Below are 23,991 nucleotides of genomic sequence, written 5' to 3'. Positions count from 1 at the left end.
CAGCGGGCTGTGCCGCGCTGGATATGGGGCTCAGGTGCTGCGTTCGTAGCTGACGAAGGCGAAGGGCAGGCCCGATTCGGCCACGTGGGGCTGGCGGGAGGCCTCTTGCCAGACGCTGCGGTCGAAGTCCGGGAAGAAGGCATCGCCGGCGTAGTCCTGGTCGATCTCGGTGAGCAGCAGGCGGTCGGCCAGCGGCAGGGCCTGGCGATAGAGCTCGGCGCCGCCGATCACGAAGGCGATGTCCGCGTCGCCAGCCGCCGCCCGCGCGGCTTCCAGGCTGGTGACGACCTGGCCGCCGGTGGCCTGGAAGTCCGGGTTGCGGCTGACCACGATGTTCAGCCGGCCGGGCAGCGGGCGGAACGCGTCGGGCAGGGATTCCCAGGTCTTGCGGCCCATGATCACCGGCTTGCCGCGGGTCGTTTCGCGGAAGAACTTCATGTCCTCCGGCAGGTGCCAGGGCAGGCGGTTGTCGATGCCGATGACGCCGCCGCGGGCGCAGGCGGCGATCAGGGCGAGCAGCGGGCGCGCCATGTCAGACGGCCACCGGGGCGGAGATGTGCGGATGCGGGTCGTAGCCTTCCAGCGTGAAGTCCTCGATCTTGAAGTCGAAGATGCTCTTCACGTCCGGGTTGATGCGCATCGTCGGCAGCGCGCGTGGTTCGCGGGACAGCTGCAGCTGGGTCTGTTCCAGGTGATTGACGTAGAGGTGGCAGTCACCGCCGGTCCATACGAAATCGCCGAGCTCGTAGCCGCACACCTGGGCCACCATCATCGTCAGCAGCGCGTAGCTGGCGATGTTGAAGGGCACGCCGAGGAAGATGTCGGCGCTGCGCTGGTAAAGCTGGCAGGACAGCTTGCCGCCCGCCACGTAGAACTGGAACAGCGCGTGGCACGGCGGCAGGGCCATGCGGTCCACTTCGGACGGGTTCCACGCCGACACAATGTGGCGGCGGGAGTCCGGGTTCTTCTTGAGGGCCTCGATGAGCTGGGCGATCTGGTCGATGCTGCGCCCGTCTGGGGTTTCCCAGCGCCGCCACTGCTTGCCATACACCGGGCCGAGTTCGCCGTTTTCATCGGCCCATTCGTCCCAGATGGAAACCTTGTTGTCCTTCAGGTACTGGATGTTGGTGTCGCCGCGCAGGAACCACAGCAGCTCGTGGATGATCGAGCGGGTGTGCAGCTTCTTGGTGGTGAGCAGCGGGAAACCTTCGGCGAGATCGAAACGCATCTGCCAGCCAAAGACGGAAAGGGTGCCGGTGCCGGTGCGGTCGTCCTTGCGGTGGCCGCGTTCCGCCACGTGGCGCATGAGTTCGAGGTACTGTCGCATGGGGCGCCAAAAGCTTGAATCTTACCCGATGTGCCGTGGACCGGGGATGCGGCTTTCCACGACTCCGGGGCGGTGGCGCTGGCGTCGCCAATAGTCCTTTGTGCTACCATCGCCGCGCCTTGCGAGGGGATTGCCCGGTAGGGCCTACGGGGAGGATGGCGGTCGTCATGGTGCTTGGTTCTGTTGCCGAAGGGGTGCATCCGCTCCTTCAAGCCGGGTCGCTGAAACAGGTGCTGGGCGGTGTTGCGTCCAGTGCAGCACCTGCGGCGTTGATCGAACTGATCCGCTGGCTGGACTCCTTTCAGTATGAAGCCTCGCCGCCGCCGGCCGAACTGGCCCGTCTCGTGGTTCTGCTCGACGAGGCCGCGCAGCCCCATCTGCGCCAGGCGGCCAGTCTCTACCTTTCCAATGTGCTGGGCGCGCGCAGCGTGCGCTACAAGGCGCTCGGCCAGGATTTCCACGCCAGCCTGGGGCGCGCCTACGAACTCGTGCTGGCGTCGCCGCAGGAGCCCGCCGTGCAGCTCGAAATGCTGCTGCGCTCGGTGCGCTGCGCCAACGGGGAAATGAAGTGGGCGGCCTTCGATTACCAGGATTTGTCGGCGGAAACCTGGCGCCGCGCAGGCGAGGCCTATCGGACCGCCTGTGAACTGGAGCAGCTGGATAGCCCCGTATTGCTCCGGGAAGGGCGCGAGACCCGTTCGACAATCCGTCGGGAGTTCGTCCGGCTGGTGGCCATGAAGAGCGCCTGCCTCGACCAGTTGGCGCCGGAGCGTATCGAGGCGATCGACAAGCTCATGCGTCATCTTCAGCATGCGATGGATCTGCGCGAGCAGCCCGGCAAGGGCCAGCTGTTCGCGCTCGACCTGGAAACCCTGTCACCGCCCCGACGCTGTCTGGTGTTGCCGGATGAGCCGTCGGCGGCCATGCGTTATTTCGATCCCGCCGATGCGCTGCCGATGCTCGGTGAGCTGGGGCGGGACGGCGGTGCAGGCGCCGGCTTCGACGGCATGCACGGCACGATCATGGCTGCGGCAATCCGCCACCTGGTCCGCCACTGGGGGGCTCAGCCGCCGACACGGCGCTTCCGCCGCCACCCGGTGGGGGAGGCGCTGGCCCTGGCGACGGGACTGGGCTTCATCCGCTCGCTGATTTCCGCCGAGGCGCTGTTGCGGCCGGCTGCGGCGTGGACGCTGCAGGACGCCAGCCGCAACGGCTTCGGTGTCCATGCCACGACGGTGGACCCCGAAGTGTGCCGGGTCGGCGCGCTGCTGGCGGCGCACCTGGGAGAGAGCGGACGCTGGGTGCTGGGGGTAGTCAGGCGGGTCCGCGTGAATGAAAACGGCGAGGCGTCCGTCGGCGTGCAGCGCCTTTCGGATGATCCACAACCCATCGTCCTCGATGACGGAGGGCGGAGCTGGAGTGGAATTCTGTGCGATCCACCGGTGCGCGGGCGGGTGCTGAGGATAGTCTGCGAGCCAGGGGCAGTCCGCAGCGGGGTGGTCTTTGCCAAGCTCGGTTCGCGCACGCTCAAGCTGCAGAGCGCCCAGGCGCTGCGTGGTGGTCCGGGTTACCAGGTCATCGGCTGCCACCTGCCCTGAACGGGGCCGCTTCCCGCCCTGTGGGGCTGGGAAGCGGAGACCGTGCATCGTGGCTCAGACCGCGGCCAGCGCCTGGTCCAGATCGGCCAGGATGTCGTCGATGTGCTCGATGCCGATGGACAGGCGCACCATGTCTTCGGAAACGCCGGCTTTCACCATCTCTTCCGGTGACAGCTGGCGGTGGGTGGTGGAGGCCGGATGGCAGGCCAGGCTCTTGCTGTCACCGATGTTCACCAGGCGGGTCACCAGCTTGAGGGCGTCCTGGAAGCGTCCGCCGGCGGCCTTGCCGTCGCCGTCCGCGCTCTTCACGCCGAAGTTGAGGATGCCCGACGCGCGGCCGCCCATGTACTTCCCGACCAGCGCGTAGTCGGGGTGCTCGGGCAGGCCAGCGTAATTGACCCACGCCACCTTGGCATGGCTCTTCAGGAACTCGGCAACCTTCTGGGTGTTCTCGCAGATGCGGTCCATGCGCAGGGCGAGGGTCTCGATGCCCTGCAGGATCAGGAAGGCGTTGAAGGGGCTGATCGCGGCACCCATGTTGCGCAGCGGTACTACACGGGCGCGGCCGATGTAGGCGGCCGGGCCGAGGGCTTCGGTATACACCACGCCGTGGTAGGACACGTCCGGTTCGTTGAGGCGGCGGAAGCGTTCCTTGTGCTCCGCCCACGGGAACTTGCCGCTATCGACGATGATGCCGCCGATGGAGTTGCCGTGACCACCCAGGTATTTGGTGAGGGAGTGCACCACGATGTCGGCACCGTGCTCGATCGGGCGGCACAGGTAGGGTGACGGTACGGTGTTGTCCACGATCAGCGGAATGCCGTGGGCGTGGGCGATGGCGGCCAGTGCTTCGAAGTCGGTGATGTTGCCGAGCGGGTTGCCGACGGATTCGCAGTAGATGGCCTTGGTCCGCTCGTCGATCAGCGGCGCGAAGGAGGCCGGATCACGGTAGTCGGCAAAGCGCACGTGGATGCCGATCTGCGGCAGCGTGTGGGCGAACAGGTTGTAGGTGCCGCCGTACAGCGTGGAGGCCGACACGATGTTGTCACCGGCTTCGGCGATGGTCTGGATCGCGTAGCTGATGGCGGCCATGCCGGACGCCAGGGCCAGGCCGGCGATGCCGCCTTCCATGGCCGCCACGCGGGCTTCGAGCACCGCCTGCGTGGGGTTCATGATGCGGGTGTAGATGTTGCCTGCCACCTTCAGGTCGAACAGGTCTGCACCATGCTGGGTGTCGTCGAAGGCGTAGGAGGTGGTCTGGTAGATCGGGACTGCGACGGCCTTGGTGGTCGGGTCCGGGCTGTAGCCGCCATGGACGGCCAGGGTTTCCAGTTTCATCGTGTTTTTCTCCATTTTTTTAGGCGCACTGTATTGGCGCGCCGATGATACGCCGTTTATCTACTCCGGGTTTTCCCGGTGGTCGTTACGGGAATCGTCACCTCGCCGAGGCCCCCGGCATTGGTAGATAATGCTCCTTGCAGCGTCTTGCCCCGTGTGGATATTGCAGGGCCGGCGGATGACAAAAAAAAAGATGGAGGAGATAAACATGGACATCAAGAAACGCCACGCCACGTGGCTCGAACTGGCCGCCGCCCGCCTGTCGCTGTTGGGGCAGGTGCGGATTCGCCTGCATGCGCTGACAGGTGGTTGCCACAACTGCCTCGGCATTACGCTGAACGGTCGCTGGCTGTGCGCCAATGACGGGCGTCTGACGATTTTCGATTGCCGGGAGGCTGCCCGGCGGTTTCTCGAATTGCTGCGCATCGACAAGGTGGAAGACGGCGATGCCGTCGATCTGCCGAGCGAGGCCGGCGTGCAGTGCATGCGGCTGGGAACGCGCGGCCTGCGCGTCTGCAACGGCCGCGGGACGCCTGCACGCGCCGCTCCTGCGGCGCCCCAGGGCCTGGTCCCGCAGGGTTGCTAGGCCAGCGCTGCGTCTAGCAATGCCTTGATGTGCGGGTCGTAGGCGACCAGCACGATGTCTTCGAGTAGCGGGTTGGCGTCTGCCGTAGTGCGGCAGGCGGCGACAGCAATCCGGGCGGCGTCCTGCGGCGGGAAGCCGTAGGCGCCACAACTGATCGCCGGCAGGGCCAGCGTCCGCAGGCCGTGATCCACGGCCAGTTGCAGGCTGTTGCGGTAGCAGGCGGCCAGGGCTTCGGCTTCGCCGTGCTGACCGCCATGCCACACCGGCCCGACGGTGTGGATCACGTGGCGCGCCGCCAGCCGGAATCCCGGCGTGATGCGCGCTTCGCCAGTCGGGCAACCGCCCAGGCCGGCGCAATAGGCCCGTAGTTCGGGCCCGGCGGCCCGGTGGATGGCCCCATCCACACCGCCACCACCCAGCAGCGACGAATTGGCCGCATTCACGATGGCATCGACGGCCAGCGTGGTGATGTCGCCCTGCCAGATCCTGATCTTCGCACTCATTTTTCCCTCCTTATTGGCACCTGTCTGCGGCGTTGATGCGCGCAGGACTGTGACCGCCTCCATCCTGCCGTTCTCATTTCGACTTGCCAAGTGATCCCGTTCGCGCAAAAATAATACGGTATTACGCAATCAGGGGGTTGAGTGGCCAAGCCAAGGGTGATTACCGTCCTGTCCCAGAAGGGAGGGGCGGGCAAGTCGACGCTCACGATGCAACTGGCGGGTGGGCTCGCACGCAGCGGGCGCAAGGTCGCCATCATCGATCTCGATCCCCAGGAGACTGCCCTGCGTTGGGCCCAGTCTGCGGTAGAGGGCTTCCCGGCCCAGGTATCGCGGCTGGATGTGCCGCCCGAGGGCTTGCGTGCCTTCGTCAAACAGATGGCGCGGAGTGCCGACATGGTGCTTCTCGACTGTCCGCCGTCCATCGAACACGCGGCCACGCTGGCGGCGCTGCAGGAAGCCGACGTGGCGTTGGTGCCGGTGGTGCCGAGCCCGGCCGATCTGTGGTCCACCAAGGGCGTCGAACGCCTGATTCTGCAGGTGCAGGCCAGCCGCAAGGGACTCAAGGCGGCGCTGGTGCCGAACCGCGTGGTGCGCACCAATCTCGCCTGGGACGTCCTCGAGGTGATGCGCGATTTCACACTCCCGGTACTGGGCGCGGCCCTGTCCCAGCGCAATGCCTTCGCGCAGAGCGCGGTGATCGGCGGCACGGTGTATCAGCTCGGTCGCGCCGGTGCAGAGGCTGCCCGGGAAGTGGACAAACTGGTTGTGGAAGTCTTGAAACTCACAGGAGAGAAAGTATGAACAGCAAGGTCAAGTCTGCGCTGCGTTCCACGCTGCAGCAGGAAACGGAATCCCTCGAAACCCGCCTGCCCGAAGCCGCCGTGCCCGCCAAGGTGGAGGCCGTGGTGGTGAGCGAGCCGGCTGCGGCTGCCCCGGCCCCGGTGGTGGAGAGCAAGCCGGAAGTCGTGGTTGCAGCGCCGGCTCCCGTCGAGGCTCCGATTGTCGTCGCGGTCGCCGCTGAAGCGCCGGTGAAGGCGGTCGTGAAGCCGGTTCGGGCCGCGAAGCCCGCCACGCCCAAGCGCACGCCTGCCGCGGCCAAGGTTGCCAAGGCCCCCGGCGTGAAGGCCAAGGCCGAGGACAAGCCGGTGGCCGTGGTGGCAGAAGCGCCGGCTCCGGCCAAGAAGGCTAAGGTGGTGAAGGCCGACAAGCCCGCGAAGCTGGAAAAGGTCGAGAAGGTCGAGAAGGCGCCGAAGCCAGCCAAGGTCGCGAAGGCGGAAAAGCCGGTCAAGGCGGAAAAGGCCGAGAAGCCGGTCAAGGCCAGCCGCGAGAAGGTTGTGCGCGATTCCTTCTCGATGCCGAAGAGCGAGCACGCCCAGCTCAAGACCCTCCGCGAGACGCTGGCCAAGGCCGGCCGGATCTGCACCAAGTCCGAACTGTTGCGTGCCGGCGTGCAGCTTCTGCTGAAGGAGTCCACCGCCGGTACCCGTGCGCTGGTGGAGCGCCTGTCGGTGGTGCCGAAGGGCAAGAGCGCGAAGTAAGTGCTCTACGGCCGATCTCCGGTGAATGCCGGAGGCGGCCTGTTGGTCGGGCGGATGTGCTGTCTGCCCGCGATGGCTCAGTCGCCTGTCGGGCGATTGAGCCCGCTCTTGCAGGGGGCGAGTTGTACGCGGGTGAGTCCGCGCAGGCCGTTGCCGACGAATAGGGCTTCGGCCTGGCATAGATCTTCCACTGTAAGCCGTGCTTCCCGCGCGCGGCCTTCCCGCAGCAGCCGGCGTCGCAGCACGCCATTGAGCAGCCCCGCGTCCTGCTGCGGCGTCAGCAATTCCCCAGTCTTTTGCACGAACAGGTTGCTGCGTGCGCCTTCGGCCAGTTCGTCCCGTTCATTGAGGAACAGCGCGTCGAAATGGCCTTCGCCCATGACCCGCGCGAGCTCCTGGTCGTAGAGCCGGCGGGCGGTGGTCTTGTGGCGCAGCAGCGGGTCATCGCTGCGCACCCGATGGGGTGACAGCACCACCGTCGGTGCTGCGGCAGGTGCGCCCGCACTGAGCGGTGTGGTCTCGACGCGGAGGTCGCCCTGCTGGTCGAGGGTGATGCGCACCCGCAGCGACACGTCGCCTTTGATGCCGGCCAGCACCCGGCGGAAGGTGTCGGCATCGAAGGGGAAGCCGAACCAGCGCGCGGAATCCGACAGGCGTTCCAGGTGTTCGGGCAGGAAGGGGAAGGCCTCTTCTTCCGCCGGCGCGTAGCGCAGGGTTTCGATCAGCCGCAGCGGCGTCGGCAGGGCCGTCAGGAACCGCGCCTTGAGATGGCATTCCGCCCATTCCCCGGCCGGGCTCGAATCGTAGACCACGCCGCTGCCCACATTGAGCTTCGCCTGGCCATCCGCATCCACCAGCAGCGTGCGGATCGGCACGCTCAGGCGGAAATCGCCGCCGGGGCGGATGAAGCCCAGCGCGCCGCAATACACACCGCGGGGGCTCGCCTCCAGTTCGCGGATGATCTCCATCGCGCGGATCTTCGGCGCTCCGGTAATCGAGCCGCAGGGGAACAAGGCGCGGAAGATCTCCGCCAGCCCGGCGGTGACCGGTTCGGCGACGACGCGGGAGATCATCTGCCACACCGTCGGGTAGGGCTCGACGTGGAAGAGCTCGTCCACCCGCACGCCGCCGGCAGGGGCCAGCCGGCCCATGTCGTTGCGGATCAGGTCCACGATCATCACGTTCTCGGCGCGGTCCTTCTCGGATGTGCTGAGGGTGGCCGGGTCGGCATGGCGCGGCGCGGTGCCCTTCATCGGCAGGCTGCTGAGCGTCGTGCCGCTGCGTTCCAGGAACAGCTCCGGCGAGCGCGACAGGATGCTGCCGCCGGCGTGGCGGATGAAGGCGCCGTAGCGGACCGGCTGGGAGGCGCGCAAGGCCTGGTACAGGGCCGCCGGGGCGCCATAGGCCTGGCCACTGAACGGGAAGGTGTAATTGACCTGGTAGCAGTCGCCGTCGGCAATGTAGCGGCGAATGCGCTCGATGTGTTCGAGATAGGCCGTTTCGCCGATGTCCGCCTGCAGCGCGCCGACGCCGCCGGGCGCGTGGCCGGCCTGGGCCGTCAGCCAGGCTTCGCTGGCGGCGGCATCCAGCCAGTCGCCACGCTCGAAGATCCAGGCCTGGAGCAGCGGGCTATTTCCAGCCGGCAGCAAGGGGCGCAGGCGGGGCTCGATGGCGTAGCCGAGTTCGTAGGCGGCGGCCACCGCGACCCAGGCGCCGTTGCGGGCGACTTCGTCGAGGCGTTGCAGGCAAGGCTGCCAGCTGTCGGCATCGTGGCAGACGACCTCCTCGATCAGGCCAGTGAGCAGCCAGGCGCCGCCGTCGGCGTCGAGATTGTTGTCGAAGAAGGCGAAAGGGGGGAAGGCGGATTCGATGGGCACGGGCCGAGTTTACTGCGCCGCGGCACGGCGTGCAGAAGCGTGAAGGACTACTCCCCATCCCTGCCGGGACGGGGCGGGGGAAACCGGTTACAGCAGCGGGCTGGCGTGCTCGCCGCGCTCGTACACCACGTGGGCACGGCCGACCAGCAGCGGGTCCAGGGCGTTGATGTGCTCGAGGTCCTTGTTGGCGTAGGGCAGCTTGTGCAGCACGTAGCGCATGGCGTTGAGGCGCGCGCGCTTCTTGCAGTCCGACTTGATCACCGTCCACGGTGCGTCGGCGGTGTCGGTGTGGAAGAACATGGCTTCCTTGGCCTTGGTGTAGTCGTCCCACTTGTCGAGGGAGGCCATGTCGATTGGGCTCAGCTTCCACTGCTTGAGCGGGTGGTTCTCGCGTTCCTTGAAGCGGCGGCGCTGCTCCTTCTGGCTCACCGAGAACCAGAACTTGATGAGGTGCACGCCGCTGCGTACCAGATGGCGTTCGAACTCCGGCGTCTGGCGCATGAACTCGAGGTATTCGTCGTGGCTGCAGAAGCCCATCACACGCTCGACGCCGGCCCGGTTGTACCAGGAGCGGTCGAACAGCGCGATCTCGCCGGCAGTAGGTAGGTGCTGCACGTAGCGCTGGAAATACCACTGGCCGCGCTCCGTCTCGCTGGGCTTTTCCAGTGCGACGACGCGGGCGCCGCGCGGGTTGAGGTGCTCCATGAAGCGCTTGATGGTGCCGCCCTTGCCGGCCGCGTCGCGGCCCTCGAAGAGGATCACCACGCGCTGGCCGGTCTCCTTGACCCAGGCCTGCAGCTTGAGAAGTTCCACCTGCAGGCGGTACTTCTGCTTCTCGTAGGCCTTGCGCGACATCAGGTTCTTGTACGGGTAGCCGCCCTCGCGCCAGCCATCTGCGAGTTCCTCGTCCGGGTGGGAAGGTAGCTTCTTGTAGACGGCTTCGTCTTCGGCGAGCAGCGCATTACGCAGGATCGCCGCATCGTCGGGCGATGCGCCGGCCATGATGGCCTGCAGGGTTTCGGCGATGCTGTGGGCGTCATGCCGGGCCAGCGTGGCGACGATGTCGCTCACTGCGCTGGCCTTGGCGTCCTGGGCGGCATCGATGGCTTCGTCGACAACGAAGCGTTCGATGCCGGCAGGGGTGCTGCGCGGGGCGATGTCGCCGCTGGCAACACGCCGGGCGCCCCTGCCGGAGGAACGGGAGGTGTTGTTGTTCTTGTCGGTCATGGCCGTATCCTCTTCGGGGGATGGAGGGAAGAAGGCAGGGGCGGATGTGCCGGTGTTCAGCCTGCCAGGCGGGCGCAGCGTTCGGCGTAGGCCTTGCAGCGCTCGATGTATTCGGTGGTGCTCTTGGGCATCGGCGTCCGCGCCCGGGTGATGTAGCTGACCAGATCGCGCCCGTGCTGGATAAGCAGACGGCCATCGGCGACCACGTGCTGATCTTCCATGTTGGCGGGCATGGCGGCGTTGTTGAAGTGGCTGCACAGGCGCTCGGCGGCGGTCACGAAGCTCGTCCAGATGTCGAAGATGTCCGGGTCGGTGCGCAGGGTTTCGGTCTTGATCTGTGCGGCCCGGGCAAAGGCGCGGATATGGGGCTCGATGCCAGTGAAACAGGGCAGTGGCTCGAAAGTCTCGACCATCGCGTCGGCAATCAGGTCCACGTCGCGCAGGGTCATGCCGATCTTGACGTAGCGGCTCTCGTAGAAGTCTTCGAGTGGGATCGAGAAGGCCTTGAAGGGCTCGCCCCACAGCTCGTCGATGCCTTCCTCGCCGGAGCGGTGCAGCACCAGACGGCCGAGGCCGAGGGCTTCCTGCAGGCAGCGCCCGCATTCGCGCATCAGCGCGTTGTCCGACTGGATCTCGATGCCGACGCTCTGCAGTTCCACCAGCTTGGTGAAGATGTCCGCCGCCCGGTTGAACAGCGCGCCGGCCAGCATGGCGCCCTTGACCCGGCGCCGGTCCTCGTTGGTTTCGTCCTCGTAGCTCTTGCGGGCCTCGGTCAGACGGCTGCCGGGGATGTTGAGCCCGTGCTCGACGTGATTGAACAGGCGGCGCGTGAGGGCACCGATCAGCTTGCGCTTGGCCTGGAGGGTGTCCTCGGGAACCTGGTAGGTCTTGACCCAGTAACCGGAGTAGAAGACCCGTTCACGTCCGTCGACGATTTGCTTGGTGCCTTCGGGAACGTTGGTGTTCATGGTCCGTTCTTGGCTGTTGTTTGGAAGCAGCCTGGAAACTGCAAAGATGAAATTTTGCACTAGAAAATAGTGCCTAATGCAACCCCTCTGTAATTTCCCGTCAGCTGTATCACGGTCTCAGATCAAACCGTCCAGAATTTGTACAGTCACGTCGTCACCAGCGGCCACGTCGCCCTGCTCGGGGCCCAGCACGATGAAACAGTTGGCCTCGGTCATCGAGCGAAGGATGCCTGAGCCCTGCGCGCCGGTGCTCCGCACCTTCCATTCGCCGTCTTCCGCGTAAAGCACGCCGCGCAGGAATTCGGTGCGGCCGCGGCCCTTGCGGATCGATACGGTGCACAGGGCGCGCAGTTCGGGCGGCAGGCCCGGGGCGTCGACGCCGGCCAGGCGTAGCAGGGCCGGGCGCGCGAACTGGTAGAAGGTCACCATCACGGCGACCGGATTGCCGGGCAGGCCGAACAGCCAGGCGGCATCGCTCCCTGTGCCGAGGCGCCCGAAGGCCATCGGCCGGCCGGGCTTCATGGCGATCTTCCAGAACAGCACCTCGCCGAGCTTGTCCATCATGCCGCGGGTGAAGTCCGCTTCGCCGACCGATACGCCGCCGCTGGTGATGACCACGTCGGCGATCGAGGCAGCTTCGCGGAAGCTGCCTTCCAGCGCCAGCGGGTCGTCGCGCACCACGCCGAGGTCGATGACCTCGACACCGAGGCGGGTGAGCATGCCGAACAGCGTGTACCGGTTGCTGTCGAAGATCTCTCCTTCGCGGGCGATGGTGCCGAGCGGCACGACCTCGTCGCCGGTGGAGAAGATGGCGACCCGCAGGCGCCGCCGCACGCTGACCTCGCTGATGCCGAGGGACGCGATCAGGCCCAACTCGGCGGGGCGCAGCAGCTTGCCGGCAGCCAGCGCGGGAACACCGGCGCGCAGATCCTCGCCGGCCTTGCGCACGTTCTGGCCTGCACGTTGGCCAGCCGGGATCGTGAGCTGGTCGTCGAGACAGCTGACGACTTCCTGCATCACCACGGTGTCCACGCCGTCGGGCAGCGGGGCGCCGGTCATGATGCGCACCGCCTCGCCGGGGCCGACGGCCCGCGGGAAGGGGCGGCCGGCGTAGGCGCTGCCGATGACCTGCAGCGTCGTCTCACCAGCGCTGCGCAGGTCCGCGCCGCGCAGCCCGTAGCCGTCCATCGCCGAGTTGTCGTGGGCGGGCACGTCGATCGGCGAGACGACCGCTTCGGCCAGCACGCGGCCGAGGGCTTCGCGCAGCGGCAGGTGTTCGACCCCTTCGATCGGCGCCACCGCGTCGAGGATCAGCTGGCGGCCGACGGCGACGGGCAGGGCGTTCGGGTCGTAGGCGTCGTTGCAGGTGAATTGCTGGTTCAGGGACGTCACTGCGGGATATCTCCAGGATGGTGGGCGCGGAGTTCGTCCGTCGTGTTGATGTTGGTGAAGGCCTCGGCCTCGTCGTCGAAGCTGCAGGCCACCCAGCACAGGCGTTGCAGCCAGCTTTCCATGCGGCGTCCACCAGCGTGCAGGAAGGCCTGCAGGTCGGCCTGCACGTCCTGGCGCATCAGCGCGAAGACCGGATGCAACTGTTCGCCGGTGCGGGCGACGGCCACGCTGGCCCGTCCGGCGGCCAGCGCGTCGGCCAGGCGTGACACCAGGTCGGCGGGCAGGAAGGGGGAGTCGCACGGGGCGCAGGCCAGGTAAGGCGTCCGGCAGGCGGCGAGCCCGGCCTCCAGCCCGGCCAGGGGGCCGGCAAAATCGCCCTGCAGGTCGGGGATGACGGCGGCGCCGAGGCGGGCGTAGGCCTCGCCGTTGCGGTTGGCGTTGATGAGCACGCTGCCGACTTGCGGGGCGAGGCGGATCAGCACGTGGGTGGCCAGCGGCTGTCCATCGAGCAGGGCCAGCCCCTTGTCGATGCCACCCATACGGCGCCCCAGGCCGCCGGCGAGGAGCAGGCCGGTGATGTCGTCTCTGCTGGGCAGCGTCATGTCAGCCCCCGATGTAGGACATCTCGATCTTGCGCAGGGCGGCCGTCTCGGCGGTGCGGATCTCCGAGTAGCGGTCGCCGCGGCCCTGCCATATGTGGCCGATGGCGGCCGACAGCTCGGCGTCGCTGCGGCCGTTGCGCAGCAGTGTGCGCAGGTCGTGGCCGCTCTGGGCGAACAGGCAGGTGTACAGGCGCCCCTCGGTGGACAGGCGGGCCCGCGTACAGGTGGAACAGAAGGCCTGGGTGACTGAGGAGATCACGCCGATCTCGCCGCCGCCGTCCTTGTAGCGCCAGCGTTCGGCCACCTCGCCGGTGTAGTTGGGATCGACCGGTTCCAGCGGGAAGTCGGCGTGGATGCGGCGGACGACTTCGGCCGACGGCACCACGTCGTCCATGCGCCAGCCGTTGGAGCTGCCGACGTCCATGAATTCGATGAAGCGCAGGATGTGGCCGCTGCCGCGGAAATGGCGCGCCAGCGGCAGGATCTCGTGGTCGTTGAGGCCGCGCTTGACGACCATGTTGATCTTGATCGGCCCGAGCCCGGCGGCGGTGGCGGCGTCGATGCCCTTCAGCACGTCAGCGACCGGCACGTCCATGTCGTTCATGGCTCGGAAGACCTCGTCGTCGAGGGAGTCCAGGCTGACGGTAACGCGCTTGAGGCCGGCGGCTTTCAGCACGGCCGCCTTCTTGGGCAGCAGCACACCGTTGGTGGTGAGCGTGACCTCAAGGCCCGGAATGGCGGTCAGCTGCGCGATGAGCTGCTCCAGGTTGCGGCGCAGCAGCGGCTCGCCGCCGGTCAGGCGGATCTTGCTGACGCCATGGGCGGCGAACAGGCGGGCCAGGCGGGTGATCTCCTCGAAGGACAGCAGGGATTCCCGCGGCAGGAACGCGTAGTCCTTGTCGAACACCGCCTTGGGCATGCAGTACACGCAGCGGAAGTTGCAGCGGTCGGTGACCGAGATGCGCAGGTCCCGCACCGGGCGGCCCCGGCTGTCGAGCAGGTGGCCGGTCGGTGCGCTGAGCTCCCGCGGGATCTTGGGCAGTTGCCCGAGCAGGCGCTCGTCGGCGAGGGGAATGACTCTCTGGTTCATCTCTGTGCGGGACGGATACGGGCAGGCGCCGTTATACGACGCCCAGCGGCCTGTGGCCTTGTTCTGGGGCAAGGCGCAGAACGCCTTCCTGCAAAAATTATGGGGGGCGGTGCGGGGAAGGACAAGCCGGTCGTCGTGTCTTCTGCACACCGCGACATCAAAAAACGCCGCCGTCTGCCGTTAAAGCCGGAGCGCCTGCCGCGATGAGTGGCATCCGGCGCACCTGTCAGCAAAGGAAAATGCACCATGAACAACTTGACGATCGGCAAGCGCCTGGCTGTCGGATTCGGCTTCGTACTGGCGCTCGGCCTGGTCGTTGCGATCGCGGTCTTTTACCACCTGGTGGAATTGCGCTCCCGCTTCGACGAATTTGAAGGCCGGATGGTGGCGCGGGAGCGGCTCGCCTACCAGGGGCAGGTGGCGCTCGGCGACGGCATCCACTACTTCAAGAATACGCTGCTGCGGGGCGGAGACTATCCGCAGAAGTTCGCCGGCAGCATGGCGGCCATCGAACGCATCGTCGGCGAATACCGGGCCCTGGGGGCGGTGAGTGGCGAGGCCCAGCGCGCCCTGGAGGAGATCGCTGCGGGCAGCCAGAAATACCGGGCGGCGATCACGCGGGTCGTCGACATGCGGGCGGGCGGCGCGACGGTGACCGAAGTGGACAAGGCGATTGCGGGTGCCGACAAGCCCATCGGCGCGGCTTTTGCGCAGCTGCTGGAGCTGCAGTCGGTGGAAACCCGGGAGGCCCGCCAGGCTTTCGATGCGGAAGTGACGCTCATGCAGCGTGGGCTCGGCGCCGCCACGGCGCTGATGGTGCTGATCGGCGCATTCGCCGCGTGGCGGATCAGTCTCAGCGTGAGCCGCCCCCTGGCCCAGGCGGTGGCCATCAGCCAGGCCGTTGCGGCCGGCAATCTGCCCGACAGGATCGACGTGGTCAGCAAGGACGAGACAGGGCAGTTGCTGCAGTCCATGCTGCGCATGGTCGAGACGTTCAGGGGATTTGCCGAGGCGCAGGCGGAGAACGCCCGCCAGCATGAGGCCGGGATGGTCGATCACCAGATCGATGCGGGGCGTTTCCCCGGGGTCTATGGGAGCATCGCCCGCTCGATCAATGGGCTGGTGCACACCCACATCGCGGTTAGCCGGCAGGTGGTCGAAGTCGTCAAATGCTATGCGGCTGGGGATCTGTCGGTGGACATGCCCCGCTTGCCCGGCCATCAGGCCCGCATCACCGAGGCGATGGACGGCGTGAAGGGCTCGCTGCACAAGGTGAACGTGCAGATCCAGTCGCTGGTGGAGGCCGCGGCTCATGGTGATTTCCAGGCGCGCGGCGACACGGCGCTGTTCCAGCACGAATTCCGCCGGATGATCGAGGGCCTGAACCGCCTGATGGAAGTGAGCGATGTGGGGCTGGGCGAAGTGTCGCGGATTCTCGAGGCGCTGGCGCGTGGTGACCTCACTCAGCGGATCGAGGGCGAATACCACGGTGCCTTCGGCCGCCTGCAGCATGACGCCAACACCACGGTGGCGCATCTGCGGGAGCTGGTCGGTAGTCTGCAGGGGGCGGCCGCGGCGATCAACACGGCGGCCCGGGAGATCGCCGCGGGCAACGCCGATCTCTCCAGCCGGACCGAAGAGCAGGCCAGCAGCCTCGAGGAGACGGCCAGTTCGATGGAGGAACTGAACGCCACCGTCAGGCAGAACGCCGACAACGCCGAGCGCGCCAACCTGCTGGCCAGCCAGTCCAATGATGCGGTGGTGCAGGGCGGTGAGGCGGTGTTGCGGGTAGTGACGACGATGGCGGACATCCGTGAAAGCTCCGGCAAGATCGCGGACATCATCGGCGTGATCGACAGCATCGCCTTCCAGACCAACATTCTGGCCTTGAACGCGGCGGTGGAAGCCGCGCGGGCCGGTGAGCAGGGGCGCGGCTTCGCGGTGGTGGCAAACGAGGTCCGCGCGCTGGCGCAGCGCAGTGCGGTGGCCGCTCGGGAGATCAAGGCGCTGATCGCCGTGTCGGTGGACAAGGTTGCCGGCGGGGCGGCCCAGGTGGATGAGGCGGGCGCCACGATGCAGGAGGTCGTCGCGGCCTTCGGGCAGGTGGCGGAACTGCTGGCCGGGATCAGCGGCGCGAGCCGTGAGCAGAGCCTGGGGATCGGTCAGGTGACCCAGGCCATTACGCGGATGGATGACGTGACGCAGCAGAATGCCGCGCTGGTGGAGCAGGCCGCGGCCGCGGCCGAGAGCCTCGAAGGCCAGGCCCGCGGGCTGATGGAAATCGTCACCCGTTTCCGCTTGAGCGCCGCAGCGGGCGCCGGCCCGGCGCGCGTCGGACGGCAGGCTTCGTCGGCTGCGTTGAAGCGGGCCTGATGACGTAGCCCGCGCGTTTCTGGCGGGCTCAGCCGCCGGGAGGCAGCTCCGCCGCCAGTTTGCCGGCGCAGTCCAGAAAGCCGGTGAGGCACGGGTTGTCGTTGTCCACCGCCCAGATGACGCCCTGTTCGACCATCCGCGCTGCCGAAACCGGGCGGAACACGACGCCCGGCAGCTGCATCCGGCTCATCGACTGGGGTACCAGCGAGACGCCCAGCCCCTCGGCAACCAGGTTCACGATCGTCTGCTGGAGATGCGTTTCCAGGCGGATGCGCGGTTCGAAGCCATGCTCGCGGCAGCTGCCGATCACCAGCTCGTGCAGCGCCGGCGCGGTGTTCGCGGGAAAGGTGATGAAGGGTTCGGCGGCGAGTTCGCCCACCGCGATCTCGCGCTCCGGGGCCAGCCTGTGCCCCGCGGGAAGCACGGCGCAGAGGGGCTCGGCGTGGATGCGCAGGTATTCGAGGCCGGCCGGGCGTTGCCATGGAAAGGCGATGCCGATATCGGTCTGGCCGGAGTCGAGGGATGCGTTCAGCTCGCGTGGCAGCACTTCGTTGAGCTGGATGTCCGCATCGGGAAAGGCGTTCCCGTAGGATCTGACCAGCCGCGGCAGCACGCTCCACGCCGCGCTCATCGTGAAGCCGATGCGCAGCACGCCGAGTTCGCCGCGCCCGGTGGCCTGGGTCGTGCGCACCGCCGAGTCGAGTGAGGCGAGGATACGTGCGGCCTGCTCATGGAAATGCCGTCCCGCCGCGGTCAGCTCGACCTGCCGGGACGTGCGCTTGAACAGCGGGACGCCGAGTTCCTCTTCGAGGGCGGCGATCTGGCGGCTCAGGGGCGGCTGGGAGATGTGCAGCAGTGCGGCGGCACGGCCGAAGTGCAGGGTGTCGGCGAGCACGACGAAATAGCGCAGCTGACGAAAATCGATGGGCATTGATTCTGATTCCGTATTGATCGCTGCCTTATATAGCATTGGACCGTATCGGTTTGAAATCCTAAGCTGCCCTGTACCCATTGCAGAGCCGCGCCCATGTCTTCCATCGTCAATGTCGTCCTGCCTATCTTCGGACTGATCCTGGCCGGCTACATCTGCCGCCGTTCCGGGCGCCTCGGTGCAACGGCGGCCACGGAGCTCAACCGCTTCGTCGTCTGGCTGGCGCTACCGGCCCTGCTGTTCAAGGTGACGGCAACGGCCGCCTGGTCGCAGATCTGGCAGCCGGGGTTCATCGCGTCGGTGTCCGGCGGTTGTGTGCTGGTGTTCGTGGCCACCGTCCTGCTGCGCATGCGCAGCCCGCGCCGGCTTGCCGATGCGAGCATCGACGGGCTCGGCGCCGCCTACGCCAACACCGGCTTCGTCGGGATTCCGCTGTGCGTGCTGGTGCTCGGCGACGCCGGGTTGCTGCCGGCGATCGTTGCGACGCTGATCGTGGCCTGCGTGCTTTTCGCCGTCGCCATCGTGCTGATCGAGATCAGTCTGCAGCAGGAAAGGCACCCGCTGCGCGCCGTCGTCAAAGTGGGCAAGGCGCTGGGCACGAACCCCTTGCTCGTGGCTCCCGTGCTGGGGGGCTGCTGGGCCGTGGCTGGCGGGCAACTGGCGCCGTCGCTGGGGCAGTTCCTGGGCCTGCTCGGGACTGCTGCCGCACCGTGCGCCCTCGTGTCGCTGGGCCTCTTCCTGGCCGAGAAGCACGAAGGGGGGCGCGATGGGGCGGCCGGGCTGGTGCTGGCGAAGCTGCTGCTGCAACCGCTGATCACCGCATTCCTGGCCTTTCGCGTCTTTGAACTGCCGGCGCTGTGGGCCAATTCGGCCCTGTTGCTGAGCGCGCTGCCAACCGGCACCGGCCCCTTCATGCTGGCCAGCCTGTATGGCCGGAACGCGGCGCTGGTGTCCCGTGTCGTCCTGCTGACGACCATGGGCTCGGTGCTCACCGTCTCGCTGTGCATCCATCTGCTCGCCCTGCATTGACGCCGAGTCCTGTTGCGCAGGCGCTTGAGGAGCGGACTCACCACATCGTCCGGGTATCCAGCCACGTGACCTGTCCGTTGCGGTCCTGGATTTCCTTCATCATGTGTTCGGTGCCGCCGGGGCCATCGCCGCCGCTGCCGTTCCACAGGCAGACGAAGCGTGTGCGGCGGATGCCAAGCGCCAATGCGCTGTTGAGCAGCCACAGGTTGCAACGCTCGAAGGGGCTGACAGGCTTGCCCTGGCTGTCCTTGGGCAGCGGGCCGAGGCTGTCCGGCATGACGCGCGGCGGCAGGCACAGGGGATTGTCGCGCAGCGCGTCGTAGCGCTTGCGCCAGGCCTCGCCGTTGTCGGACGGGAGGATGGAGGCGGCGATGAAGTCCGGTTCGGGCAGGGGCAGCAGGAGCTGCACGCGCATGCCGCGGGCAAGCGCAGCTTCGGCGAACAGCAGATCGCCCCCCGAGGCGCCCTGGGTAAGGGCCAGATCCTCATTGCCCGCGTGGAGGTCGTCGAGGGCCCTGGCGATGGCGGCGGCGGCGATGGCCTCCTTGTCGGCAGGGAAGCGGGGTAGCTTGCGGCCGGGGGCGTCGACCATGTGGCCGGAGAAAAGGAAGGTCTTTTCCGGCTGCCAGCGTTGTTGCGGGGGCGGCAGGTGGGCCAGCGCACGCTCGAAGGTGGCGATGCCGGCGGCGACGTTGTCCGGCGCAAAGCCGATGGCGGCGAGCAGTCGCAGTTCGGCGAGCGTGGCGCCGAGGGTGAGCCAGTCCTGGTCGGCACTGGCGATGGCGAATTCGTAGGCTTCGGTGACCTGCTCCGGGGTGCCGTGGAGCACGCGCAGGTCGCCGAGGGTGACACGGGCCCGGTAGCCTTCCCGGGGATCGTCGATCAGGCCGTTGGCTACCCAGCCGACGCCGCCGGCCATGTAGTCGGCCTCGTCGTCGAAATCGGTGGGCTTGTCGACCAGATCGGCGTAAAGCCGCAGCAGGGTGACGGCCTTGATGCCCGAGTGGTAGTGGCTGGGGGCATTGCGGAAGGCGCTGGCGTAACTGCCGATGGCCTTGAGGAGCAGGGCCTCCGCGCAGGCGGCATCCTCACGCATCTGGGCGGGCGTTGCGCCTTCGCGATTCCAGGCCGCAACCCAGGCGTCCTGGTTGAGACGGCCGAGGACGGACCAGGTCTCGGCGTCGCCGGGATGGTCGGCGAGGATCTTGTCGTAGGTGGCGCGGGCATCATCGGATTGCCCCAGGCGCTGCAGGCACAGGCCCCGCTGGCGGGCTGCGTCCACATGGCTGGGGGCGGCTTCGAGGGCGGCGTCGAACTGCTCCAGCGCAAAGTGGAAATGCTTGCCGGCGAGAAGGGCCTTGCCGGCCTTGATACGGGCTTCGACGCGCAGGGGGATGACCGGCGCCTCGTCGGCGAGGACGAGGATGTCTTCCGGGCGCTCGGCCTTGCGGGCCCGTTCGATGAGGGCGGCCCAGTCGTCGTAGCGGGCCCAGAATTCCTTGGCCTTGCCGATGCGCGGGGTTTTCCAGTCGGGCTTGGTACCGAACGGCATGGCGACGAAGGCGTGGCGTTTCATGGCGTGCTTCAGGAACAGGATGCCGCATTATCCAGATCAACTAATATGCCGTGTCTCTTCCGTTGGTTGCCGGTGCCATCTTGAGTACCTTCTGCTTCCACACATTGAGCTCTGCGCGCGTCTGCGGGCCGATGCCTATGCCGCGCGCGTCGCGTTCATCGAGGCTGCGGGCGACGTCCCGCCCGCGCGCCAGCAGTTCGGGCGTCCAGGCCTCCGGGGCGCTGCGCGACAGGTAGTAGAGGCCGTTGATGCGCCCCTCCGTGGTCAGTGTGTCCAGCTTTTGGGGGGTGTAGGTATCGAGCACCAGCGCAATGGCTTTCGGGGAGTCAAGATACTGGGACTGCAGCAACTGCCCGGCTGCCAAGCGCATCGCGCGGTTGTCCGAGTTTAGGTCGGCCACGCGGGCCGCCAGGTCAGTGCTGGTCGAACTCGCCAGCCACAGTTCGAAGTGGCGCAACTGTCCCGTTGACTTGCCCGCCAGCAGCTGAAGCTGCACCGGGCCTGTATTCCATTGCTCCAGTTTTGCTTTCAGGGTGAGCGCGGTGGTGGCGTCCTCCTGGCGGAAGTAACGCAACTCGGTGCGCGACGGTACGTTGCCGACCCGTTCGACGCCGGGTGACGAGTAGCTGGTCTCATTGAGATGCTGGCTCAGCTGCTGTGCGAATTTGGCCTGAGCCGGATCGGCGTACTGGATGTAGACCAGTGGCCGCTCGTTGAGTGTTTTTTCGACGCGCGCCTGCGTGTCGGCCGATGCGCTCTTGAGGGCAAGCTGGAGCGCTCCATTGACATGCTCCAGCAGGGACGCCTGGCGCTGCTTGTCGACCAGTAGATCTTGAGATTTGAGCTCGTTCTGTATTTTGCTGAGCTGCAGCTTTTCGGCTTCTTCCTTGGCTAGGACGGCAGCGCGCTCGGCTTCTCTCGCGGCTTTGGCCTCATTCCGCGCATCGGTCCACAGAAAGAACATGGCGATAAAGGCGGTGAGCAGGACACTGCCCAGCACCGTCCCCCAGCGCCGGTTTTGCCGGGTGCTCGCCTCGCGCTGGCGTTGCTGTTCTTCCGCGCTGCGTTGCGCGGCCTCGGTGGCGGCTTTGCTCCGCAGGTCTTCGTCCCATGCGGCCTCGCTCAGCTGGAGGAAGCGCATCACCTCGGCAAAGTCCGGGCAATAGCGCTCGGCCCAGGCTGCGGTGGGTTGCTGGCGCGCGCGCCAGAGTTTGGCGGTGTCGAGCTCCGGGGGGACCAGCTTTAGAGTGTTGCGATTGCGGTATAGGGCCGCTGTTTCCGCCAGCCGGCGCAAGGTCTGGACCGAGCGTGCTTCCTCGTCGCGCCAGAGTTTGAGCTGGCCCCACACGCGCATCAGGCTCTCGTGGCTGATGTCGATCACGGTGTCGTCGTCGAGACGCTCCGTCGCTGGCGGCTGGAGAAAGCCCACGCCGTCGGCGCGAAAGCGTTCGATGACGGCCAGGAGGGTATCGCGTGCCTCCGCACCGACCTGTTCGACAAGTTGCCGAACCGTCTGGGGGCGGCGCACATCGCGCCCTTCCCGTTGTTCCACCAGGGCGAGGAACATCCGGCGTGCGACGAGTTGGGCGTCGGGGGAGAGGGCGTGGAAGATCTCGGAGGCGTGGTTGTCGATGGCATGGACGGGTAAGGGGAGGCCGCCGTCCGTGCTTGCCGGCCCCTGCGGCGAACAGATGGCGATGAAGTCCGCGTCCTCTATGCGCTGACGGCTTTCCTGGCGGGCCCGATTCCACATGCGCAGCAGGGCATGTTCCAGCACCGGCAACTCGTCGGCTCCGCCCAGGCTGTTGATCAGGCGATTGACCAGTACCGGGTCGATCTCGCCTCCGACCAGGCCCAGGGGTGAGGCGATCACCGACTTGAGCTGATCCGGCCCCAGGCGCGGTGTGAGGTACAGGCCGCTGTTGATGGCCTCCGGCAGGCCGAGAAAGGCCGATGCGTTGCCGAGAAAATCCGAACGCATGGTGATGACGACATGGATCGGCAGCGGCTCGGACGCCGCGCGCAGCAAAAGCCGGATGAAGGTTTCGGCTTCGTCGACGCGCTTTTGCCGGAAGCGGAAGATCTCTTCGAACTGGTCGACCACCAGCAGCAGTGCTTCACCCTGGAAGCGCTCGGCGCGCTGGCGGTAGAGGTCGGCAAGGGCCACGGGGCTCACGGCGAGCAGGGCGCTCAACAGGGAGACCGACGTCGGGCGGTCGTCGCAGTCGCACCAGCGTGGGTCCTCGGTGAGGGCCTGGCTCAGATTGGTCAGCGGCGCGTCCCCCGGCTTGAAGATGCAGACGTTCCAGCGATGCCCTACCGCAGACAGTGCCCCGCGATGCAGGGCGGGTACCAGCCCGGCGCGGATCAGGGAGGACTTGCCGCTGCCAGAGCTGCCCATCACGGCGATGAAGCGCTGCTGGCGCTGGAGCTTGGCGAGCAGATCCCGCACGTGCTCGTCACGCCCGAAAAAGAGCAGCGCCTCGCGCTCGCTGAAGGCCCGCAGGCCGACAAAGGGGGAGGGCAGGGCGAGGGTGATGCGGTCCATGGCCTAGAGCGCGCGGAGGAAGGCGTCGAGCCCGTGCTCGTCCACCGGAACGACGTCGGCCGAGTCGATGCCGAAGACGCTCGCCACGTCCCCTTCCTGCAGGTAGATGCCCCAGCGGGCGAGCGGTAGCCGGGCTTCTGCAATCTGGTTCAGGAAGAACATCAGACGGTTGAAGGCGGTGGCGTACCGGCTCGGGTCCGTGTAGATCGTGAGGCCGGCGCGGCAGGGCTTGAGCACTTCCTTGATGTCGATCCCATCGCAGCCCAGGGGGGCCGAGGGGGGCAGGCTGCGGATGTCGCAGTTCCGCTCCTTGATCAGGCGTCTGAGCCGGGTGTTGAGTTCGGGCTGGCTGGCCAGATCGTCGACGAAGAGCAGCTTCTTGCCGCTGGTGGCGGCCGGCAGTGTCGCGGCCTTCGCTTCCAGTTCCCGCCGTTTGTGCTCGGCATGCATGCGCTCGATCACTTCGGCCTTGAAGTTGGCGAGGTTGGTGGCGCGCAGGAATTCGGTCTGGAACAGGCGCCCGTGGGCAGGGTCGGTGATCGATCCACTCGCCGGCAGTTGTTCGCACCACTGCATCATCGGCTTGCCGGATGCCTGGGCGCCTGCAAACTGGAGTTGGGGCAGCGGCGCGCTGTAGCCCCGCCCCTTGCGCCCCGGGGTGGGGGACAGGAGCTGGATGAAGAGGCTGCTGCGCGCCAGGTCGGTGTTGAAGGCGGCCTCGAACTCCTCTGCGCTCAGGCCCACGTAGTCGCCATCCGGCAGCACGGCGATGCCCTCCGGTTCGAGTGCCAGCTTGACGGCGTTGCGATGGGCTTCCAGATCTTCGGTGACGTCGGCGAGCAGCACGGTGCCCACTACCGATGGGCCCGTGCTTGCGGCCGGCGCAACCGCGGCGGGGCGGGCGGCTTCGGGGGGCGCTACGTCCGCCTGCCGGATACGCAGCCGCGCATCGACCGCTGCCCGCAATTGCTCCAGGACGCTCCAGTAATGCTGCTTGCCATCGTCGCCGCACTCCGCGGGCGTCGGGTAGCCCGCAACGCAGGGGGAAGACTTGTCGGGCGGGCTGTACCAGAACTTGGCATGGATCAGGCGCTTGCGGAGATTGAGGATGCCGTCGGGGATCTTCTCCAGCGCTTCGAACGGAAACAGCTCGACCACGATCACATCGGCGGGCGAGTCGGGGTCACTGCCGTGGCAGCGGATGAAGTGTTCGAGCTCCTGCCCGCACCATTTGGAGTCGATGTAGTTCTGGGACAGCAGCAGCACCAGCAGGCGGCTGTTCTCGAGCTTCTTCAACAGGTCGGTGCTGAATTCGTCGCCGGGCTTGAGCTGGTGATCGATGAACAGGCTCTTCTTCAGGACGTTCGGCCCGACATTGAGGTTGTTTGCAAGGGCCGTGACCCACCCGCAGCGCCCAATCGTCCCTTCGGGGATCTCATTGTCGGCGTGAGCGTAGCTGATGAAGACGTCGTACTGCGGAAACCCCAC

At 67.0% G+C, this 23,991-nt stretch carries 20 protein-coding genes; 6 read left to right on the top strand and 14 right to left on the bottom strand.

The window, feature by feature from the left end; all coding sequences use genetic code 11:
* Positions 1-30: 30 nt before the first annotated feature.
* Entirely contained in the window at positions 31-531 is a 501-nt protein-coding gene (locus AC3QL2_RS03880; RefSeq protein ID WP_493235432.1) for a dihydrofolate reductase, read from the bottom strand.
* Position 532: 1 nt separating this feature from the next.
* Complete coding sequence (locus AC3QL2_RS03875; protein WP_493235433.1) at positions 533-1,327, bottom strand: thymidylate synthase; 795 nt, start codon at positions 1,325-1,327, stop codon at positions 533-535.
* A gap of 167 nt (positions 1,328-1,494) precedes the next feature.
* Between AC3QL2_RS03875 and AC3QL2_RS03870 the strand changes: the two genes are divergently transcribed.
* Positions 1,495-2,925 carry a cyclic-di-GMP receptor FimW-related protein gene (locus AC3QL2_RS03870; protein WP_493235434.1) on the top strand — a complete coding sequence of 477 codons (1,431 nt, stop codon included), beginning with the start codon at positions 1,495-1,497 and terminating at the stop codon, positions 2,923-2,925.
* Positions 2,926-2,979: 54 nt separating this feature from the next.
* On the opposite strand, the gene AC3QL2_RS03865 is transcribed toward AC3QL2_RS03870, so the two are convergent.
* A complete protein-coding gene (locus AC3QL2_RS03865) occupies positions 2,980-4,263 on the bottom strand; it encodes an O-acetylhomoserine aminocarboxypropyltransferase/cysteine synthase family protein (RefSeq protein ID WP_493235435.1) in 1,284 nt (427 codons plus the stop codon).
* A gap of 208 nt (positions 4,264-4,471) precedes the next feature.
* On the opposite strand from AC3QL2_RS03865, the gene AC3QL2_RS03860 reads away from it, so the two are divergent.
* Positions 4,472-4,849 carry a hypothetical protein gene (locus AC3QL2_RS03860; RefSeq protein ID WP_493235436.1) on the top strand — a complete coding sequence of 126 codons (378 nt, stop codon included), beginning with the start codon at positions 4,472-4,474 and terminating at the stop codon, positions 4,847-4,849.
* Here the strand turns inward: AC3QL2_RS03860 and AC3QL2_RS03855 are convergent.
* A complete protein-coding gene (locus tag AC3QL2_RS03855; RefSeq protein ID WP_493235437.1) occupies positions 4,846-5,352 on the bottom strand; it encodes an O-acetyl-ADP-ribose deacetylase in 507 nt (168 codons plus the stop codon). The two genes, AC3QL2_RS03860 and AC3QL2_RS03855, sit on opposite strands and share 4 nt — an antisense overlap.
* A 141-nt stretch (positions 5,353-5,493) precedes the next feature.
* Here AC3QL2_RS03855 and parA point away from each other — a divergent pair, with 141 nt between their 5' ends.
* Together parA and AC3QL2_RS03845 are read left to right on the top strand one after the other, a co-directional pair.
* Positions 5,494-6,153, top strand: coding sequence for a ParA family partition ATPase (gene parA / locus AC3QL2_RS03850; protein ID WP_493235438.1), 660 nt, complete (start codon positions 5,494-5,496; stop codon positions 6,151-6,153).
* The gene (locus tag AC3QL2_RS03845) at positions 6,150-6,890 is read left to right on the top strand and encodes a hypothetical protein (protein ID WP_493235439.1); all 741 of its coding nucleotides are present in this window, start codon (positions 6,150-6,152) and stop codon (positions 6,888-6,890) included. The genes parA and AC3QL2_RS03845 overlap by 4 nt, the downstream gene beginning before the upstream one ends.
* Positions 6,891-6,967: 77 nt before the next feature.
* Here AC3QL2_RS03845 and pabB read toward each other — a convergent pair whose 3' ends face one another.
* From pabB to moaA, 6 genes are all read right to left on the bottom strand, one after another.
* On the bottom strand, positions 6,968-8,767 hold the full coding sequence (gene pabB, locus AC3QL2_RS03840) for an aminodeoxychorismate synthase component I (RefSeq protein WP_493235440.1): 1,800 nt from the start codon (positions 8,765-8,767) through the stop codon (positions 6,968-6,970).
* 87 nt (positions 8,768-8,854) lie between these two features.
* Positions 8,855-9,994 carry a polyphosphate kinase 2 gene (gene ppk2, locus AC3QL2_RS03835; protein WP_493235441.1) on the bottom strand — a complete coding sequence of 380 codons (1,140 nt, stop codon included), beginning with the start codon at positions 9,992-9,994 and terminating at the stop codon, positions 8,855-8,857.
* 56 nt (positions 9,995-10,050) lie between these two features.
* Positions 10,051-10,962: a hypothetical protein gene (locus AC3QL2_RS03830; RefSeq protein WP_493235442.1), complete on the bottom strand. Its 912-nt coding sequence runs from the start codon at positions 10,960-10,962 to the stop codon at positions 10,051-10,053.
* Between the two features lie 117 nt (positions 10,963-11,079).
* Positions 11,080-12,345: a molybdopterin molybdotransferase MoeA gene (gene moeA / locus AC3QL2_RS03825; RefSeq protein ID WP_493235470.1), complete on the bottom strand. Its 1,266-nt coding sequence runs from the start codon at positions 12,343-12,345 to the stop codon at positions 11,080-11,082.
* Positions 12,346-12,350: 5 nt separating this feature from the next.
* Positions 12,351-12,956, bottom strand: coding sequence for a molybdenum cofactor guanylyltransferase MobA (gene mobA, locus AC3QL2_RS03820; RefSeq protein ID WP_493235443.1), 606 nt, complete (start codon positions 12,954-12,956; stop codon positions 12,351-12,353).
* Position 12,957: 1 nt separating this feature from the next.
* Complete coding sequence (gene moaA / locus AC3QL2_RS03815) at positions 12,958-14,046, bottom strand: GTP 3',8-cyclase MoaA (RefSeq protein ID WP_493235444.1); 1,089 nt, start codon at positions 14,044-14,046, stop codon at positions 12,958-12,960.
* Positions 14,047-14,292: 246 nt separating this feature from the next.
* Between moaA and AC3QL2_RS03810 the strand changes: the two genes are divergently transcribed.
* A complete protein-coding gene (locus AC3QL2_RS03810; RefSeq protein ID WP_493235445.1) occupies positions 14,293-16,419 on the top strand; it encodes a methyl-accepting chemotaxis protein in 2,127 nt (708 codons plus the stop codon).
* A 28-nt stretch (positions 16,420-16,447) separates the two neighbouring features.
* Here AC3QL2_RS03810 and AC3QL2_RS03805 read toward each other — a convergent pair whose 3' ends face one another.
* A complete protein-coding gene (locus AC3QL2_RS03805) occupies positions 16,448-17,350 on the bottom strand; it encodes a LysR substrate-binding domain-containing protein (RefSeq protein WP_493235446.1) in 903 nt (300 codons plus the stop codon).
* A 96-nt stretch (positions 17,351-17,446) separates the two neighbouring features.
* Here AC3QL2_RS03805 and AC3QL2_RS03800 point away from each other — a divergent pair, with 96 nt between their 5' ends.
* The gene (locus tag AC3QL2_RS03800; protein ID WP_493235447.1) at positions 17,447-18,379 is read left to right on the top strand and encodes an AEC family transporter; all 933 of its coding nucleotides are present in this window, start codon (positions 17,447-17,449) and stop codon (positions 18,377-18,379) included.
* A 37-nt stretch (positions 18,380-18,416) separates the two neighbouring features.
* On the opposite strand, the gene AC3QL2_RS03795 is transcribed toward AC3QL2_RS03800, so the two are convergent.
* From AC3QL2_RS03795 to AC3QL2_RS03785, 3 genes are read right to left on the bottom strand one after another with little or no spacing between them, the layout of a single operon-like run.
* Positions 18,417-19,955 (bottom strand): tetratricopeptide repeat protein, encoded by a 1,539-nt coding sequence (locus AC3QL2_RS03795; RefSeq protein ID WP_493235448.1) that lies wholly within the window; start codon positions 19,953-19,955, stop codon positions 18,417-18,419.
* 40 nt (positions 19,956-19,995) lie between these two features.
* Positions 19,996-22,503, bottom strand: coding sequence for an nSTAND1 domain-containing NTPase (locus tag AC3QL2_RS03790; RefSeq protein WP_493235449.1), 2,508 nt, complete (start codon positions 22,501-22,503; stop codon positions 19,996-19,998).
* 3 nt (positions 22,504-22,506) lie between these two features.
* Entirely contained in the window at positions 22,507-23,991 is a 1,485-nt protein-coding gene (locus tag AC3QL2_RS03785; RefSeq protein WP_493235450.1) for a toll/interleukin-1 receptor domain-containing protein, read from the bottom strand.

This window comes from Zoogloea sp. GW822-FHT05C07, from assembly GCF_058800215.1.
This window is presented reverse-complemented; position numbering and strand designations above follow the sequence as displayed.